The sequence below is a fragment of the Bradyrhizobium sp. Kon58 genome (assembly GCF_055807455.1).
The window spans coordinates 666,688-682,619 of sequence record NZ_JBVVOT010000001.1; the positions used below are offsets into that span (position 1 = coordinate 666,688).

At 61.5% G+C, this 15,932-nt stretch carries 17 protein-coding genes; 6 read left to right on the forward strand and 11 right to left on the reverse strand.

All coding sequences use genetic code 11. The features are described 5' to 3' along the window. Window positions 1-151: 151 nt before the first annotated feature. Both AC0L20_RS03315 and AC0L20_RS03320 read right to left on the reverse strand, forming a co-directional pair. The gene (locus AC0L20_RS03315; protein ID WP_473287405.1) at window positions 152-1,870 is read right to left on the reverse strand and encodes a SulP family inorganic anion transporter; all 1,719 of its coding nucleotides are present in this window, start codon (window positions 1,868-1,870) and stop codon (window positions 152-154) included. Then, the gene (locus tag AC0L20_RS03320; RefSeq protein ID WP_473287406.1) at window positions 1,870-2,544 is read right to left on the reverse strand and encodes a YoaK family protein; all 675 of its coding nucleotides are present in this window, start codon (window positions 2,542-2,544) and stop codon (window positions 1,870-1,872) included. The genes AC0L20_RS03315 and AC0L20_RS03320 overlap by 1 nt, the downstream gene beginning before the upstream one ends. A 130-nt stretch (window positions 2,545-2,674) precedes the next feature. Between AC0L20_RS03320 and AC0L20_RS03325 the strand changes: the two genes are divergently transcribed. The 3 genes from AC0L20_RS03325 to AC0L20_RS03335 are packed head-to-tail and all read left to right on the forward strand — an operon-like array spanning window position 2,675 to window position 5,901. Continuing rightward, window positions 2,675-4,363: an aspartate-alanine antiporter-like transporter gene (locus AC0L20_RS03325; protein WP_473287407.1), complete on the forward strand. Its 1,689-nt coding sequence runs from the start codon at window positions 2,675-2,677 to the stop codon at window positions 4,361-4,363. Between the two features lie 56 nt (window positions 4,364-4,419). After that, window positions 4,420-5,262, forward strand: a complete 843-nt coding sequence (locus AC0L20_RS03330) for an alpha/beta hydrolase family protein (RefSeq protein WP_473287408.1) — start codon at window positions 4,420-4,422, stop codon at window positions 5,260-5,262. A gap of 27 nt (window positions 5,263-5,289) precedes the next feature. Next, window positions 5,290-5,901 carry an invasion associated locus B family protein gene (locus AC0L20_RS03335; protein WP_473287409.1) on the forward strand — a complete coding sequence of 204 codons (612 nt, stop codon included), beginning with the start codon at window positions 5,290-5,292 and terminating at the stop codon, window positions 5,899-5,901. Window positions 5,902-5,913: 12 nt separating this feature from the next. Here AC0L20_RS03335 and AC0L20_RS03340 read toward each other — a convergent pair whose 3' ends face one another. Together AC0L20_RS03340 and AC0L20_RS03345 are read right to left on the reverse strand one after the other, a co-directional pair. Further along, window positions 5,914-6,288, reverse strand: coding sequence for a response regulator (locus AC0L20_RS03340; RefSeq protein ID WP_473287410.1), 375 nt, complete (start codon window positions 6,286-6,288; stop codon window positions 5,914-5,916). Between the two features lie 197 nt (window positions 6,289-6,485). Next, window positions 6,486-7,109: a response regulator transcription factor gene (locus AC0L20_RS03345; RefSeq protein ID WP_473287411.1), complete on the reverse strand. Its 624-nt coding sequence runs from the start codon at window positions 7,107-7,109 to the stop codon at window positions 6,486-6,488. 318 nt (window positions 7,110-7,427) lie between these two features. Here AC0L20_RS03345 and AC0L20_RS03350 point away from each other — a divergent pair, with 318 nt between their 5' ends. After that, window positions 7,428-8,111 (forward strand): helix-turn-helix domain-containing protein, encoded by a 684-nt coding sequence (locus tag AC0L20_RS03350; protein WP_456764936.1) that lies wholly within the window; start codon window positions 7,428-7,430, stop codon window positions 8,109-8,111. Here the strand turns inward: AC0L20_RS03350 and AC0L20_RS03355 are convergent. From AC0L20_RS03355 to AC0L20_RS03370, 4 genes are all read right to left on the reverse strand, one after another. After that, window positions 8,089-8,547 carry a potassium channel family protein gene (locus AC0L20_RS03355; protein WP_473287412.1) on the reverse strand — a complete coding sequence of 153 codons (459 nt, stop codon included), beginning with the start codon at window positions 8,545-8,547 and terminating at the stop codon, window positions 8,089-8,091. The genes AC0L20_RS03350 and AC0L20_RS03355 overlap by 23 nt on opposite strands. 146 nt (window positions 8,548-8,693) lie before the next feature. Continuing rightward, window positions 8,694-9,806: an acetate/propionate family kinase gene (locus AC0L20_RS03360; RefSeq protein WP_473287413.1), complete on the reverse strand. Its 1,113-nt coding sequence runs from the start codon at window positions 9,804-9,806 to the stop codon at window positions 8,694-8,696. Window positions 9,807-9,961: 155 nt separating this feature from the next. Beyond that, window positions 9,962-11,077 (reverse strand): AI-2E family transporter, encoded by a 1,116-nt coding sequence (locus AC0L20_RS03365; RefSeq protein ID WP_473287414.1) that lies wholly within the window; start codon window positions 11,075-11,077, stop codon window positions 9,962-9,964. 83 nt (window positions 11,078-11,160) lie between these two features. Then, on the reverse strand, window positions 11,161-12,006 hold the full coding sequence (locus tag AC0L20_RS03370) for an HD domain-containing protein (RefSeq protein ID WP_456764939.1): 846 nt from the start codon (window positions 12,004-12,006) through the stop codon (window positions 11,161-11,163). Window positions 12,007-12,418: 412 nt separating this feature from the next. On the opposite strand from AC0L20_RS03370, the gene AC0L20_RS03375 reads away from it, so the two are divergent. Next, entirely contained in the window at window positions 12,419-12,802 is a 384-nt protein-coding gene (locus tag AC0L20_RS03375; RefSeq protein ID WP_473287474.1) for a hypothetical protein, read from the forward strand. Between the two features lie 316 nt (window positions 12,803-13,118). Here the strand turns inward: AC0L20_RS03375 and AC0L20_RS03380 are convergent, their stop codons facing one another. The 3 genes from AC0L20_RS03380 to AC0L20_RS03390 form a co-directional block, all read right to left on the reverse strand. Then, entirely contained in the window at window positions 13,119-13,874 is a 756-nt protein-coding gene (locus AC0L20_RS03380) for an outer membrane protein (RefSeq protein WP_473287415.1), read from the reverse strand. Between the two features lie 176 nt (window positions 13,875-14,050). Continuing rightward, window positions 14,051-14,326, reverse strand: coding sequence for a hypothetical protein (locus AC0L20_RS03385; RefSeq protein ID WP_473287416.1), 276 nt, complete (start codon window positions 14,324-14,326; stop codon window positions 14,051-14,053). Between the two features lie 443 nt (window positions 14,327-14,769). Then, complete coding sequence (locus AC0L20_RS03390) at window positions 14,770-15,204, reverse strand: hypothetical protein (RefSeq protein ID WP_473287417.1); 435 nt, start codon at window positions 15,202-15,204, stop codon at window positions 14,770-14,772. 403 nt (window positions 15,205-15,607) lie between these two features. On the opposite strand from AC0L20_RS03390, the gene AC0L20_RS03395 reads away from it, so the two are divergent. Further along, a complete protein-coding gene (locus AC0L20_RS03395; protein ID WP_473287418.1) occupies window positions 15,608-15,898 on the forward strand; it encodes a hypothetical protein in 291 nt (96 codons plus the stop codon). Window positions 15,899-15,932 lie beyond the last annotated feature (34 nt).

Below are 15,932 nucleotides of genomic sequence, written 5' to 3' on the forward strand. Positions count from 1 at the left end.
TTGCGACGTCTCGGCCGGGATCGTGGTGCCCGCTCACGTCGGTCTATTGATCCAAGTCAACGGACGCGCATCTTGAAGAAGGTGCGATGCACCTCGCGATGCAATATCGCCAAAGTGGCTGCCGGCGTCCGGTTTCGGGCGGGAGATCGGATCAGAGCTGGCTGGGCAATAGCGATATCGGATCAGACGATTGCTTGTTCTCACCGAGCACGTCGTCGACCGAGCGAAGCCAAGCCGCACTGTCGGTCTTTTCCGCCAATCCCTCAGCCCGCAGCAGATCGCGCAATTGTGCGTGCGCGCCGACAATGCAGAAGGCGATATGCGCCGAGGCGAGTTTGTCGTAAAGGTCGTGCAACATGCGCGCCCCAGCCAGATCGATGTACGGCGACGCGGAGAGATCGCAGACCACCAATCTGACATCGGCTGACTTCAGCAAGGCATCCGACACTGTTTCCAGGATTGTTTCGGCATTGATGTAAAGCAGCGAGGCTTCCGGTCGAAAGGCGATAATGCCGACCAATGGCTCGACCCCTTCGTGCCTCGCATCGTCGGAGTAACGGCCGGTACCCGGGAGGCGACCGAGGAAAGCGACGTTCGGGCGTGAAGCTCGCGCCAGGAGGAGGACGATCGAAGCGACCGCCGCGAGCAGGACGCCCTGCAGGATCCCCAGGAGCAACACGGATAGGAGGGCAATTGTCGCAGCGTAAAAGTCGATGCGGCTGACTTGCCACATCCGCAACAGCGCGCGGATGTCCACCAGCCGGTAGACGGCGGCAAAGACGATCGCCGCAAGCACCGCCTTTGGCAGATTCGTCAAAAGCCCCGTGAAGAACAGCAGGCATAGCGCAAGCGTTGCCGAGCAGATCACCAGGGCCAACGGCGTGCGCGCCCCGGCATTGTCGTTGACCGCAGACTGCGACAGTCCCCCGGCCACGGGATAGCCGTGGCCGAAGGCGGTGACGAGGTTCGCCGCGCCCAACCCCAAAAACTCCTGGCGAACATCGAGGGCATAGCCGTGCTTGGCAGCAAAGCTGCGGGCGGCGGAGACGCCTTCGATATAAGCCAGCAGCACGCATCCCGCAGCCAGCGGGAACAGTTCGTCCGGCTCCAACAGGCCAAAACTCGGCAACCCGATAGCCGGCAATCCCTCTGGGATTTTCCCGGTGACCGGCACGCCAAGGGACGGAAGGCCAAGCAATGTCGCCACGACAATCGACAACGCCATGATCGTGAGCCCGACCGGCCTTCCGGGCAGCCGCCGCTCTCCCACCAGCAGGAACAAGAGCGCGATGGCTCCGATCGCCAGAACCAGCCAATTGATGCCGCCGAGCTGACCGGCGAGCTTGATGGCGCGATCGAAGAAATTGTGACCGCCTCCGGCGACGCCGAACAGGCTCGGCAGCTGGCTCATCATGATCGTGAGCCCCGCGCCGGCCTTGAAGCCGACCAGGATACTGTCGCTCACCAGGCGGACGAGAACGCTGAGCTTAAACAACCAGGCAATAAGACAAAGCAGCGCCACCGCGCAGGCGGCCAGGCTCGCGATCTCGGCGTATTTCGCCGCGTCTCCGCCGGCCAGCGTCCCGACGGTCGCCGCAATCATCAGCGAGATCGCCGAGGTCGGACCTATTGCAAGCTGGCGCGACGACCCCAGCAGCGCATAGCCGATGCCGCCGAGCATGTAGCCGTAGATGCCGATTTGGGGCGGCAGGCCCGCCAGCGTGGCATAGGCCAGCGACACCGGAATGGCGTAAGCCGCAAGCGTAATGCCGGCGATGGCGTCCGAACGCAGCCAGGCACGGTGATACTGCGCCAGCCAGGTTGCGGGCGGGAACAGGAAGATCCAGCGCCATTTCCGCCCGGAAGACATCAGAGCCTGCCCTCCTCGCTTGAGACTTCGCAGAGCAACAGCACGACCAGCAGCGCGATCACGGGGAGACCGAGCGCCAGATTTGGGATTTGCTTGGTCGCGAAGGCGCCCACAGCCGCCCCTAGACCAAAGGTGACGCATAGGGTGGCGAAAATGCCGGGGGGACGGAGCGTCCCATTGCCGGAGGCCGCAGCGAACAGCCCTTCAATCGCCTGCCGCATGTTGCCCGTGATCATGACGGAGCTGTAGAGCACGCCCTCGACCCTCGTGAAGACCGCGCTCTGCACGGCGGCGACGAAGGAAATGCCGAGTGTTCCGGCGAGATCCGGCAAGCGGTTGTGCAGAATGGCGATGGTGACCAGCAGGAGGATTTCGACCAGCGTGCTGATGGCACTGGCGCGCTGTCGCGCCGCCCGGCGCAGCCATGACGCGACGCCAATACCGACCGCGAACGCAAGGATCGGTGGGACGAAGTGGAGCGCTTTCGCCCAGTCGCCGATCGATCCATAGACCCACAGCAGCACGAGATTTGCAGTCTGGGCGTTAGCCATGACGCCGTGCATGATCCACGTATAGGCGTCGAGATAGCCGCCCGCGAACGCCAGCAACAGCGCGACCGGCACCGTTTCGTCGCGGCGTATCGACGAAGCAACGGCGGTATCCATCGTGCTCATGTCCCAACGTCGGCTTTGGAATCCTGCGGCTCAACAGGGAGCGACTGGCCGACCGCGAGGATTGATCTGGATCAAGCATCGCCGGCTATCACCAACCAGATTTGGTGCAAATGGCTGGAGGGCCTGCACCATGAGCACGGTCAGATGGATCATCTCCGCCGCTCCGGAAATCTTTCTGCTGCTGTCGGTCGCGCTGGGCACCATTCTTGGCCGCGTCCGGATTCGCGGTTTTTCGATCGGCACCACCGCGTGCACGCTCATCGTTGCCGTTCTGATCGGGCAGCTCGGCACCTTCACGTTTCCATCCTTGCTCAGGGTCATCCTCTTCAGCCTGTTCGTGTTCACGATCGGCTACCGGTCCGGACCTGAGTTCTTCGCCTCGCTGAGCATCCGGACCCTGGCGCAGGTTGCGCTCGCACTCGTGCTTGGCGGCACCGGCCTCGTCATCGTTCTCGTATTTGCCCATGTGTTCGCGCTCGGTCCCGGCACCGCTTCCGGTCTTGCTGCGGGAGCCCTGACACAGTCGTCGGTCATCGGCACCGCGTCTGGCGCACTAGCTCAGCTCGGACTCCCCAAAGAGTTGCTGCAGCAGCAGGACGCCAATATCGCCGCCGGCTACGCCGTCACCTACGTGCTCGGCTATATCCTCACACTCCTGTACGTGCCGTTTGTCGCGCCGAAATTGATGCGGATCGATCTGAAAGCGGAAGCTGCAAAGCTCGAGGCGGAGCTTTCAGGTGGCAACCCGCCACAAACTGAGAATCTGCATTATCGCAAATTCCAGGCCCGCGCCTATCGAGTGTCGGCCGCGGCCGGTCGGACCGTCGGCGCCGTTGAAGACGAGATCGGCAGCCGCAGCGTGATCGAGCGGATCGTGCGCGGGGGAGCTGACGTCGAGCCGCATCGCGACACGGTGCTTGAAGCGAGCGACGACATCGTCATCGCGGGTCGCACGGCGGCCATTGTCGCCGCAAAGCCGATTGTTGGCACCGAAATCGACGCTGACGAGATCCTGAAGGCTCTTCCAGGTAATGTGGTCGACGTCCTCGTCGATAACCGCAAACTCCACGGCCGCTCCGTCAAGGACATGGCTGAACGCGTCGGCGACGCCGCGCGCGGCGTGTTCCTGCGCACCTTGACGCGGATGGGACGCGAGGTCCCCCTGAGCGCCGACACCCGCGTCTATGTCGGTGACGTCATGACGCTGGTCGGCAGCACCCGCAACATCGAGCGCGCCGCCTCGCAGGTTGGACAGATCCTGAGCTCCGAAGACCGCACCGACATCGCATTCCTTGCCGCAGGCATCGCCGTGGGTCTGCTCGCCGGTCTCGCGAGCGTCAAGATCGGGTCGGTGCCCCTGACGTTGGGCGGTGGCGGTGGCGCCCTGATTGCGGGGCTCTTCTGCGGCTGGCTCCGCTCGCGGCGGCCGACCATGGGCGCAATCCCGCCTGCAGCGCAGCAGACGCTGAGCGATCTCGGCCTTGGCGGCTTCATCGCCGCGATCGGGCTCGGGAACGGCCACGCGGCCTGGGTCGCAATCCAGTCGCACGGCATGCTGCTGGTGGGCATGGGCCTGGTGGTCACGCTGGTGCCGCTGATCGTGACGACCCTGTTTGCCCATCGCGTGCTCCGCATGAACCCGGTCATCATTTGCGGCGCGCTGGCCGGCGCCATGACTGTCGACGCCGCGGTGACCGGGGCCTGCGAAGTTGCAGAAAGCCAGACGCCGGTGCTCGGCGTGGCCGTGCCTTACGCTGTTGGCAACGTCGTCCTGACCGTGCTTGGACCGATCATCGTCGCCAGCACTTTCGCCGGTTGAAGGAGGCGCGCGTGAATTCCCGGCACGCTTTGGACCTAAAAGGGATATGGACTGCTTTGAGCATCCTGGCCTGCCTTCTTGCTCCTGCACGGGCCGAAGAGAACGCCCGCCTCCAAGAGGAGATCTGGGCGCTGCCGCTACCGCTGCCGATGTTCGCGTACGTTGTGCGGCCTGTCGGCGACGGCCCCTTCCCGCTGGCGATCATGAACCATGGCGTGTCGCTCAAGTCCGTCGACCGGAGCTTCTTTCCGCTGGTGGAATTCCGAGACGCCGCCAAATGGTTCGCAAAGCGCGGCTATTTCGTCGTGGCCCCCGTCGGCACCGGCTATGGCGCAGCGGCCATCGACATTCCCGAGCGCGGTCTCTACGGGCCGTTCTTCTCCAAGGTCGGAAACTGTACTAGTCCCAACTTTCACGACGCCGGACGTGCCGTTGCGCAAGTCGATCTCTGGATCATCGACTACATGGTGGCCGAGAAACGCGTTCTGCCGAAGGACATGATCGTCATCGGACAGTCCGCCGGCGGTTGGGCTTCCATTGCGCTCTCGAGCGCAAACCCGCCGCAGGTGAAGGCAATCATCACCTTCGCGGCTGGACGCGGCGGTCGCGTCGACGGTAAACCCAACAACAATTGCGCACCGGACAAGCTGGTCGAAGCGACTGCCGATTTCGGCCGAACGTCGCGGGTGCCAATGCTGTGGTTCTATATCGAGAACGACACGTTTTTTGGCCCGGCCTTGTCGAAGCGCATGCACGATGCTTTCTCCGCTGCCGGCGGCAGGGCCGAATATCATCTGATGCCACCCTTTGGCAACGAAGGGCACTTCTTCATCGGCTCGCCCGATACGATCCCGACGTGGTCGCCACTCGTCGAGCAATTCCTTGACGCACAGAAATAGCCGCGGAGGCTGGCGTGGAGGCAGTACATGATTGACGCAACTTCAGTGCTTTCGTCTGGGCGTGCGCTCGTCTGCGTGTCGATATTGTTCGCGGCGGCTCTTGCCGGACCAGCTTCGGCGCAGAATGCAGCCGCGCCCAAGCCGGCTCCAGAGGCAAAGTCCGCCGAAATCGCGCCTCGCGGACAGCGCGAAGCCAAGGACATCACCTATGGCGACTGGCGGAAGCTTTGCGTCAAGCCCGGCGGTGCGCCGATGCTGTGCCGAACCTCGATCACCGGCAAGTTTGCAACGGGCCAGATGGCGGTGCGCATGGACCTGATCGAGCGCGACGGCGACCGCACTGCCCGGCTGCAAGTGTTTGTCCCTGTCGGCATGTATCTGCAACAGCCTGCCAAGCTGACCGTCGATCAGGGAAATTCCCGGTCGTTGCCCTACACCTGGTGCCTGAGCAATGCCTGTATCGCCGCCGACGCCGCCGATCCCAAGTTCATCGAGGACATGGAAGCCGGCAAGACTCTGGCGCTCGAGGTCACCGATTCCAACCTTTTGTCTCTGACAACATCGCTGCCGCTGGCGAAGTTTGGTTCGGTTCACAACGGCGCGCCCGCACAGACCCTGGAGCAGGACATCGAGGAGTGAGCAGCGGCGAGGTCAGCCATGGTCGGCGCAGGCGCGTTCGATGGAATCGATGAGTGCGCTTGCTGCGAAGGGCTTGGCCAGATAGGCGGCGCATCCGGACTGAACCGCGGCAGCCTGATTTGCCTGGCAGTCGTTGCCGGTAATGTAGATAACGGGGACACTGGCACATTCGCTCGCGAGCCTGCGGCGGAGTGAGATACCCGACTCTCCGTTCAGATTGATATCCAGAACGATGCAGCACGCCTCTTCGATGCAGCCATAATTAAGCAGCGCAGCGGCCGAATCAAAAGCAACAGCATCAAAGCCGTGCTTTCGAAGCAGCCGCTCCAAGCTTCGGCGCATTGATAAATCATCATCCACGACGTAAATCGACTTACGTGCAAACAATGGGCCCGTCTTTCTGATTGGAAACCTGTTACTCGCGTCGCAACGACGCTACGCGGCAAAGGTTCCTGCGCTAATCCGACGGCTAACGACGCCGGTATGTAGGCGGCCCAGGGCGAATTATGTCAATAGCATTTCATATTGTCCCATCGTACAGGTCTGATCACGGACCTGAAGAAGCGCACGAAAACCGGCCTGCATTACACCTTTGCCGAATCCAGCAGGCCGAGCCGCTCGGCAGCGGACACCAGTTCGGCAAACGATAGTACCTGCATCTTTGTCATCACTTGGTGGCGGTGCGCCTTCACCGTGCGTTCGGTCGTTCCGAGCTCATAGGCGATCTGCTTGTTGATTTTGCCGCGCACGATCAGGTCGAACACTTGTCGTTCGCGCCGCGACAGAGACGTCAAGCGAGAACGAAGCGAATCGAGCTTGCTCCGTTGGCCGCGCGCCACCTCCTGTTGAGCCATTGCCCGCTCAATCGCATCGATCAACTGCTCAGACGATACCGGCTTGGTAAGGACATCCTCCGCGCCGGCCTTGATGGCACGAACCGTCGTCGCGGTATCGGCATGTCCGGTCAGGAAGACGATCGGCAGCGGCGAACGGCGTTGGACGAGCGAGCTTTGCAACTCCGGCCCGCTCAGGCCAGGAAGCTGCACATCAAGCAAGATACATCCCGGATGGTCGGACCCTGGCGGATCATCCAGCAACTGCTGGGCGGACGCGTAGGTCACAACTTCATACCCAGCCAGTTTGAGCCGACGCTGAATCGCCGTCCGGAAGGATGCATCGTCGTCCACGACATATACGAAGCCGGACAAGTTTTTTCCCCTCGATGGGTACTTCAAATGCAGAAAGACCAGACATGCCGTCGATGCCTGAGCAAAGCAGCCCAATTGGGATGCCACAACCGGGAACGAAGCGTCCGCTGTCGGCATATTGCCGCATCATCTGACAGACACTCTGACGGGTTCTCAGTCAGCGCATCGAACCCCTCCTGTACCTTGGTACAATGCACCTACAGACAATGGTTGAAAACCCCAATTATCGCCTAAACAACCTTCGCGGGAAGCGGATTTTCGGCGGCTCCTTATTCCCGCGATGGAAATACCGCGTCACCATTAGTTCGGGAGTTGGCCATGTTCGTTCGCACCGCTGCCGACGCCTCCTCGCGGCTTCATTCGCTCCGTGAGCTGGGGTTAAACACCGATTCAAATCCGATCATCAGTCTAAACGAATTTACCTATAAGAAGGGCTCCGAAGTCTACGGTGAAAAGGAGCCCGCAGAGTACGTCTATCAGGTGAAGAAGGGCGCTGTGCGGAGCTACAAGCTGCTGTCGGACGGCCGACGCCAGATCGGCGCATTTCATCTTGCGGGCGACATCTTCGGGCTGGAAAACGGCAGCGCGCACAGGTTCACGACGGAAGCGATCGTCGACACCACGGTTCGTTTGGTGAGGCGCCAAAGTCTCGAGCTGGTCGCGCAGGACGACGCCGTGGTGGCTCGTAACCTGCTGAGCATGACCACGACCAACCTTCAGCATGCGGAAGACCACATGCTGCTGCTCGGCCGCAAGACGTCGCTGGAGCGGGTCGCAGCCTTCCTGATCGAGATGGACAAGCGGCTGACCGCCGCCGGGATCATGGCGCTGCCGATGTCGCGGCGTGATATCGCCGACTATCTCGGATTAACGCTGGAAACCGTCTCCCGCGCACTATCGCGGTTGCATGAGCTCGGTATCCTCGGCTTCATCGGAAACACTCAGCGCCAGATCGTGCTGCTGGACAGGCTGAAGCTCGCTAGCCTCGATCTCCAGAACTAGACTTAGGGGCCGCAATCGCCGCGAGATGTTCAACCGTCTTGCGCAGGACCTCGAAAAGAACCGCGGTCGACCAACCAAACATCAGGATGCCGTTCATTGCTGTCATAGGTCCGGTCAGCCGCCAGCCCGCCACGGGCGTGATGTCCCCATAGCCGAGCGTGGTGTAGTTCACGAAGGTGAAATATAGCAGATCGCTCCCCGGAGGCGCCGCGCCGACCATCGCATAGGCGAGCGCCCAAATGAGAACCTCGACGGTGTGCGCGACCATCAAAATGACAGCAGTGGTGACCATCACGGCCATCAGGTGCGACCGGGGCCGCGCCGTATGCTTCAAGCCAGCGGTACGAGCGATGTCGATGGCCGCAACGGTCACCAGCGCATGAATCATGATGTTGATCACGCTGATCAAGGTACCGAGCAGGAATTGGACCGCCATTGCGAGCTCCCTCAGACGCTGCCGGGGTTTGGTTTGGTCAGCCCTGCCATCCGGCCCGCGGTATGATGCGGGCGTTTGACGCAGATCAACGTGCCGCGGGCGTGTACGCTCGGCACTGCGGCCGCCAAGAGCCCCGATCATGACGCTCAGCTTGCCACCCTCGAGCCACCCTTCATCAGCAGCGCCAGCGTGTGCCTGGCGATCATGAGATCCTCGTCGGAGGGCACGATGTAGACTGGGATGCGGCTCGCTGGAGACGATATCAGCCGCGATTGCAGCGCGTTCTCTTTCGCATCGAGCTTGACACCGAGCCATGCGAGCTGCTCCGCCACGCGCGAACGGAGCGATGCGGAGTTGTCGCCAACCTCTGCCGTGAAGACGAACGCGTCAAGACCCTGCAGCGCAGCTGCGAGCATGCCCGCGTTGAGACCGATTCGATAAGCGAAATGATCGATGGCGAACTTCGCGCTCGCGTCCTTACTTGCTTCGAGCTGACGCATATCACCGCGCCCCACGACTTTCGGATCGATTTGCCCCGCTCGCACGTCCATCGGCAATCCGTCAAGCGCGGTGAAGGCCATTGTGCTCTCTACGCTCAGTCCACCGCTGAGCGCGCACATCGATGCCTCGCTCCCGAGACGCGCGACTATCACCCGTTTCATCGCGATTTCCGGCGCAATCCTAGGCAAGGCCTTCGCAATATATTCGTAAGTGAGACCATGAAATCCGTAGCGCCGCACGCCCTCGGCATAGAGCTGACGAGGAATGACATAATCATCGGCGGCCGCGGCATGCGTTCGGTGAAATGCGGTGTCGAAGCAGGCGACCTGCGGGAGCGCCAGGAAATTCACCAGGATCGAACGGATAGGCGCCAGATTGTGCGGTAGGTCAAACGGCGCCAACGCGGTCAACCGCTCCAGGCACGCCAGGACTTCGTGATCGATGAGGACCGGCCGATCATGCTCCGCAGCGCCGTGCGCGACGCGGTGCCCGACTGCAATGGGGTGGATATGAAGCTCATCCCGCAACCAGGCGCCGGCAATGTCCATCGCGGCCGCAATATCCTGCACTGCTTCGACTGGGTAAGCGCGATTGGCGAGCGGACCGCCGCCAGCCTTGCTCGCCCGCAGGCGCGGACAGCGCCCGATGCCGTCCAACCGCCCCTTGAGCCGCTGCCGTAGCCTGCCTTCTCCTTCGACAGAGTAGATCTGGAATCGGAGATCAGAAGAGCCGGCATTGATGACAAGGATGGTATCCATGGCGCTCACGTCGCACTCGCTGGAGCATGCCGAAGCCCTGCATCAACACCGGCGGTCACTGCAACGGCACCAAGCGGGCCAGACATTTCCACCACCAGATTCCGACCTCGTTGTCGTATCGCTTTGGCTGAACAGCTCGGTCGAACTCATTTAGGTCAACGCTCGATCGCCAGTTTCGCCGGCACAGCACGTTCGGCACGAATCCAGGCCACCGTCAGCTCCCAGACCACAGATAGAATGATAGGTCCGATGAAGAGGCCGATGATCCCGTGGAAGAGGGTCCCTCCGATCACCCCGATCAGGATCACGAGCGCCGGCGTGGTCAGGCCGCGCCCCATGACAAGCGGTTTCAGGATATTGTCGAGCACCGATACGATCACGAGAAACACCGTCAGTAGGAGCGCGATCGGAAATTCCTTGTCGGTCCAGATCCAGATGATAACCGGCAGGATGACGATGGTCCCGCCGATCTGCACGATCGACAGCAACAGCACCACGAAGGCAAGAAGGCCCGCGCTGGCGATGCCGGCGAGCTTGAAACCTATTCCCGCCAGCAAGGCTTGGATGATAGCAACGCCGATCACGCCTTGAGCCACCGCACGGATCGTGGCTCCCGCCAAGTCCAGAAAATGCTCGCTTTGGTCCGGCACGATGCGCGACAGAAAGCTGCGCCCTGCGGCCACGAGCTGAGGTCCATACGGAAACAGCACGCCGGCCACCGCCACCGACAGCAGAAACTTGACCGTTCCCACACCGGCATTGCCGGCAAACCCAAGCACGGTGGTCGCGAATGGCTTCAAATAGGGCACGACCGCGCGCAAGAGCGACCGGAGGTTGGTCGTCGCCTGATCCCAGAGATCGAAGAGCTGAGGCCCGATGACTGGCCACTCCTTGAGCGACTGCGGCGGCGAAGGCACATGCAATTCACCGGCCGTCACCTGGGCGGCAAGATCGGTGATCCCGTCGACCGCGCCCATGCCCAGCCAGGTCGCCGGTCCGATCACCACAGCCAGGTTGACGAGCGTGAGGATCGTCGCCGCAAGCTTCGGCCGCCCACCGAGAATGTCGCTGAGGCGCCGAAAAACCGGGTTCAGCGCAGCAGCAAGCACGACACTCCAGGCCAATATGGGGATGAATGGACGGACCAGGAGGAGCGCCCAGACGAGCAGCAGCCCGAGCAATCCGAGCCGGATCAAAAGCTGGATGATCTCGTCTCCGGAGAATATCTGACGGAGTGTTTTCACGGACGCGCCTTCAGTCATGCCGCGCATGCTGAGGCGAACTAGCCCCTGCTCTCACGCCGCACGCTTGATCCAGATCAAGCGTCGAGCCTCTTCTAGGGCTGTGGTCCGGTCTAGGGCTGCGGTCCGGAGAGAGTCAGCTCACGCTCGGCCCGAAATACGTTGCCGTAGAGACTCGCTATCCATTGCCGGCCTCGAGACGTCACGTTGAGATAACGTATCGCCGGTTGGATCTGGGGAGCTACGTTACTCCAATAGAATTGTGGATATTTGTAAACGATGTCCGCTGGCGTCGCGTAGCCCAAGGTCTTATTGAGGCCGATCTCCTCGAACTCGTAGAACAGCGCGTTGGACTTCTTCAGATAGTTGGGATCGCCGAGCTGACCGATGAGATCGGCGGCCCGTAACAGCAATCCCTCCTCTTCAATGAGGCTGTCATTCGAAGACATCGTGTAAGGAAACCGGGTATATTCGATCGCCCGAGCGACCCGGTCGGCATCCACCTGCTCGACGGAATCCAGCCGTTCCAGCACGAACAGTTTCGACCGATCGACATGGTATGGCGCGAGAGCCGCATCGGACGATCCTCGCGTCAGACGAACCGTGTTGCCGGTGACGTCCGCGATGAACAGATCGTCCTCATCGCCCTGAACGACGCCGCGGACGTATCCGATGTCGTGGGCAAGGCACGCCAGAATGAAATTCGCATAGTCGTTTGCCGTGGTGGGCCGGAGCAGCGCGCGCCCCGTCAGGATATCGTGCCCGGCAAGGGTCACGAGCAACGTATGCTCGATGTTATGATAGAGAGCATCGCTGTTGCCGATGCACTCCATGGTGAGCTTGGCCGCGAACGGAAGCAGTTCGGTCAGACCGGCATGGGAGGCACCGAACCGGTCCTTGGTTTCCATCGTCAGAAACGCGCCCAGAGCTTGCGACACCAGTTCCGGAACTGTGATCATCAGGTCTCTCCGCTATGGTATTGTCGACGATGCAGATCAAGCCGTTGCGATTAATGTTCGCGATATTCGTAGGTTCTTCAAGCCCGCCGCGCTCTACGACCTAAGGACGATCCATCTGGTGCCGCGCCTCGGGCAAGCGGACCGGTGACCGGCCGGAGCCGCTCACGGCCTCCAATCTCGCTCGTTGATTCAAATCAAGGCCAAGCCGGTAACGACCGCAAACATTTCATGTGCACGGTCACGCCGCCGGCGCGACGGAATCCTTCCCTCGCCGGTCAATCGAGATTTCAACCAGGTGGAGGACATTATGAGGTTCATCAAAGGAGCATTTGCAGCAAGTCTTACTGTCGCGAGCGCCATGATTTCTGTGCCCGGGAGCGAAGCAGCGCCTTTGCCCACCAACGTCGGCGTGATGAGATCCGCGCTCGATAACGACGTGGTGAAAGTGCGCTATGGAGGCTGGGGTTATCGTGGCGGATGGGGTGGAGGCTACCGCGGAGCGGGATTGGGCTATCGTGGTTTGGGATATCGCGGCGCCGGATATGGCTACAGAGGTTACGGATACAGAGGCTACCGTGGCTGGGGCGCGGGCGCAGTGGTCGCGGGCGCCATCGTCGGTGGCGCAATCGCAAACTCCGGCTACTATGGTGCATATCCCTCCTACGGCGGCGGATACTCCTCTTACGGCGGAGGATACGGCTATGACTATTGTCCGCCCAGTGCCTACAGCGCCTACGGTAGCTATGGCGGTTATGGCGGCTACTATGCAAGGCGGAGCTACTATTCGGGCTGGTAGATCTGCCTCGGATTTTCCTGAGCACGCGCTCTTGGTGCCCGGGCTCGTCTTCGCGAGCCCTGAAAGCGCCAACGCGGTCGTATACTGCCAATATGTGGACTAGCGCGCGCATTGCATCGCAAGACCGGGCGTCGTCGTGGGGAGTGCGTCCCGTCGCACGCGCTGCCGCACGAGAAGCAGTGCGGTCCGGCACTCCGACCAACCGCGGCGGTCCGGTCGATCGCGCCGGCCGACGCTGACTGGCTTGCGCGATAAGACCATAAAAATGAGGGCCGGCATGACTGCCGGCCCCCTGAAGACATCAGACCGGGAGAGTTCAGTACCTCGCGACGACCGGGTTGGCCCCTCCGAAGCGATAGTTGAAGCGCACGGTGAGCATATCCACGTCCTGGGTGATCCGGTCGTTTACAAAAGCGGCAAGGCGCGGATCGGCGGCCGTGAACGAATTATTCCGATGCCCCATGAACAGATGGTCGTATTCGAGCCCCACCGACCAGTTCGGGGTGAAGCCATACTCGTATCCGACACCAATGACACCACCCCAGCGGGTTGCGCTTTGCGCCGCGAGCTCGGCGCCGGACGCAGTATCAAGCACGCTGAGACGATTGTCTGTTACCGCAGCGCCGCCCTTCACGTAGAACAGTGACGCATTCCAGGCGTAGCCGATCTGGCCGGTGAAGAGGCCGATGGCGCTCGTTTTGGCGCGCGTGGAGAGCGCCGGATTGAACAGGCTGACGCGCTGGTTGCTGAGATCCGCCCAATCGCCCTGAGCCTCCAGACCAAACACCCACTGGCTGGCCTGCCAGCGATAACCGAGCTGGCCACCGATGACACCACCGGAACGATCGCGGCAGCCAGAGGCGACGGCGACTCCAGCCGCGTCAAGGAAATCCACGCAATTGTGGTTCTGCGCCCAGCCACCATTGCCGCCGATGTAGAACCCCGTCCAATTGTAGATCGGAATGATCGGTGCCGGTGGCGGCGCCTTTACGGCCATATCGGCAGCCATGGCGGTCTCCGCCGTGCACAGCGCCACCAGACCAACGGTTGCTAGTAGAAGTCTTTTCATCATGCTCTCTCCTTGCCGGCCGCTTTTTGATTTGCTCGAACGGCGGCTTGTTGCACTGCAATCATCCCCCAACTTCCAGCTGAAACTCTACGGGCGAGGCCACAAACTCCACGTACCATAATGGCAACACTCAAGACATTTCGAACGCGACATCGGCATGACGCACCAAGACATGCTGCCTATTTCTCCGGTTCGCGCTTCTCATCATGGCCGCCAACCTCGTCGCCTCGGTCTTGCTCTATCCAGGACGGAATGTCGCTCGAGGGAATCAGCCGTCGCGGCAAAAAGGGATTGAGCGTGCCTGCAAACACGATCAATCCCTCATTGAATTTCTCTCGCGCGAAAGCCCGCGCCTCGGCTTCGCTCTCGAATGTGCGTGTCTCCCGTGGACTTCGCCGCTTCGGCAAGGTCCCACGCTTCTGCACTTCGAATGTAACGTACCAGGTCTGCGGCATCCGCCAGCTTCCGGATCGCGATCAAGCAGACATCTGCCGGCGAACGATGATCGGTGAGAGCATGTTGACGTCCTAGTTGCGCCGCTCTTCACGGCGCTCCGTGCGCCCTGTACGCCTTTCCTGGCGGCGTTCAGTCCGGCCCATGCGCCGTTCCTGACGCCGCTCGTGACGGGCTCCCCGCCTCTCCTGGCGTCGCTCCATGCCGATCGTCTGCGCCGGCGCTTCTGTTCCTAACAGCACCGTGCCGGATGCCGCCAATTCGAGTACAGCGGCCCATCCGAGCAATGAAAGAGCCCCGCGACGATGGATTCGTTCAGACCTTGACGTTTCACTCATGTCAGTTACTCCCGATCTAAGGACATTTGATTGGGCAATGCCTCGACGTGCACTCGTTGCTAGTATCGATGGCGGACGTCCCACTCCGAAGATGCGATCGGACACGCTCACCAAACCTGGTTGCCAAACCAGCCGTACTGCGGCGGCCGCGCGACGAGCCGGATATTTTTTTCGATGTGCCTCCTCGCATTTTTGTTTTGACGCTGCGGCTTCACATCAGCCTTTGTCGACGGACGCGCTGCCGGTCGTTCGGCATCGAGCGGTCCTAGCTGAGCAAAGGCCTCGCGCACGCGCGTCTGTGGGAGGTCGGCGCCTGGCAAGGCACCAAGCTCGACCTTGGCGATGTCGGTTGCGACAATCGTGGGCAGGCTAGTGTCGAGAACGACCCGCTCGGGCAATTTCCAATCGGAATGGATGCGGATGGTGGCGGAGCGCGCAGCTCCACCGTGGATGGCGGGCCGATCCTGCAACAGGGCGTCCGCAACGAAGAGCATCGCGAGCAACGCACCGCCGACATAGAACAGATATCGCGAGATGGGCATTGTCGGCGCCATTGCCGCCGCAGATCTTCGTCTGGCAAGCAACGGGCCACGGCGGCAGGATTGGCGAAGGAATGCAACCTGCATGGGCATGGCTGCCTAAATCGAGCCGCCGTTGCTTCCGCCGCGACGCGCCTGGTGAGCACTTGCTGCGGCATGGGCGGCGCTTCACTGGTAAGCGCCACGCACGCTGCAGCAGGCTAATGTTCACCGCGTTCGAATGCGGCGTCGCTTGAGCCAGATCAACGAATCGAATTTTCGCAACACCGCCTCGCGTAGTATCTCGCGGCTTGGTCAGTGGCTGTGACCTGCCCCTTGGTACAATGACCGGAAGGGCAATTGCAGAGGTGTGGCACGCAACGCAGAATTCTCACCGCGTACATCGAGCTTCTGGCAGGGAGGGCCGATGATGAGTCAATTCGAGCTGAGTTCGCGCGCGGCCCTTTGTCGGAGGCTTGCAAGCCAGGATCCGGCAAACCAAACGGTCTGGATGGCCGAGGCAAGAAGCTGGTCACGCATGGCGGCGGAGAGGCTTCATGATGAGCACAGATTGAAAGGTGGCATCACCGCCCGACTGTTCTTCGCGTTCACCAAATTGATCGAGGCGCAACACGAGCCCACGAACGAACCGGCAGAGATGATGAAGAGCGGATCAAGAGGCATCATGCCGTCTCGGAGCTTGTCGCCGACTGCATGACGCATTCCCGCGAGAAGCGTTTCGCACGATTACA

What these genes read in the sequence shown, in the direction of transcription:
- AC0L20_RS03315 (WP_473287405.1), bottom strand. Translation starts at nt 1,870, where the DNA reads ATGTCTTCCGGGCGGAAATGGCGCTGGATCTTCCTGTTCCCGCCCGCA.
- AC0L20_RS03320 (WP_473287406.1), bottom strand. Translation starts at nt 2,544, where the DNA reads ATGAGCACGATGGATACCGCCGTTGCTTCGTCGATACGCCGCGACGAA.
- AC0L20_RS03325 (WP_473287407.1), top strand. Translation starts at nt 2,675, where the DNA reads ATGAGCACGGTCAGATGGATCATCTCCGCCGCTCCGGAAATCTTTCTG.
- AC0L20_RS03335 (WP_473287409.1), top strand. Translation starts at nt 5,290, where the DNA reads ATGATTGACGCAACTTCAGTGCTTTCGTCTGGGCGTGCGCTCGTCTGC.
- AC0L20_RS03350 (WP_456764936.1), top strand. Translation starts at nt 7,428, where the DNA reads ATGTTCGTTCGCACCGCTGCCGACGCCTCCTCGCGGCTTCATTCGCTC.
- AC0L20_RS03355 (WP_473287412.1), bottom strand. Translation starts at nt 8,547, where the DNA reads ATGGCGGTCCAATTCCTGCTCGGTACCTTGATCAGCGTGATCAACATC.
- AC0L20_RS03360 (WP_473287413.1), bottom strand. Translation starts at nt 9,806, where the DNA reads ATGGATACCATCCTTGTCATCAATGCCGGCTCTTCTGATCTCCGATTC.
- AC0L20_RS03365 (WP_473287414.1), bottom strand. Translation starts at nt 11,077, where the DNA reads ATGCGCGGCATGACTGAAGGCGCGTCCGTGAAAACACTCCGTCAGATA.
- AC0L20_RS03370 (WP_456764939.1), bottom strand. Translation starts at nt 12,006, where the DNA reads ATGATCACAGTTCCGGAACTGGTGTCGCAAGCTCTGGGCGCGTTTCTG.
- AC0L20_RS03375 (WP_473287474.1), top strand. Translation starts at nt 12,419, where the DNA reads ATGAGATCCGCGCTCGATAACGACGTGGTGAAAGTGCGCTATGGAGGC.
- AC0L20_RS03380 (WP_473287415.1), bottom strand. Translation starts at nt 13,874, where the DNA reads ATGATGAAAAGACTTCTACTAGCAACCGTTGGTCTGGTGGCGCTGTGC.
- AC0L20_RS03385 (WP_473287416.1), bottom strand. Translation starts at nt 14,326, where the DNA reads ATGCCGCAGACCTGGTACGTTACATTCGAAGTGCAGAAGCGTGGGACC.
- AC0L20_RS03390 (WP_473287417.1), bottom strand. Translation starts at nt 15,204, where the DNA reads ATGCCCATCTCGCGATATCTGTTCTATGTCGGCGGTGCGTTGCTCGCG.
- AC0L20_RS03395 (WP_473287418.1), top strand. Translation starts at nt 15,608, where the DNA reads ATGATGAGTCAATTCGAGCTGAGTTCGCGCGCGGCCCTTTGTCGGAGG.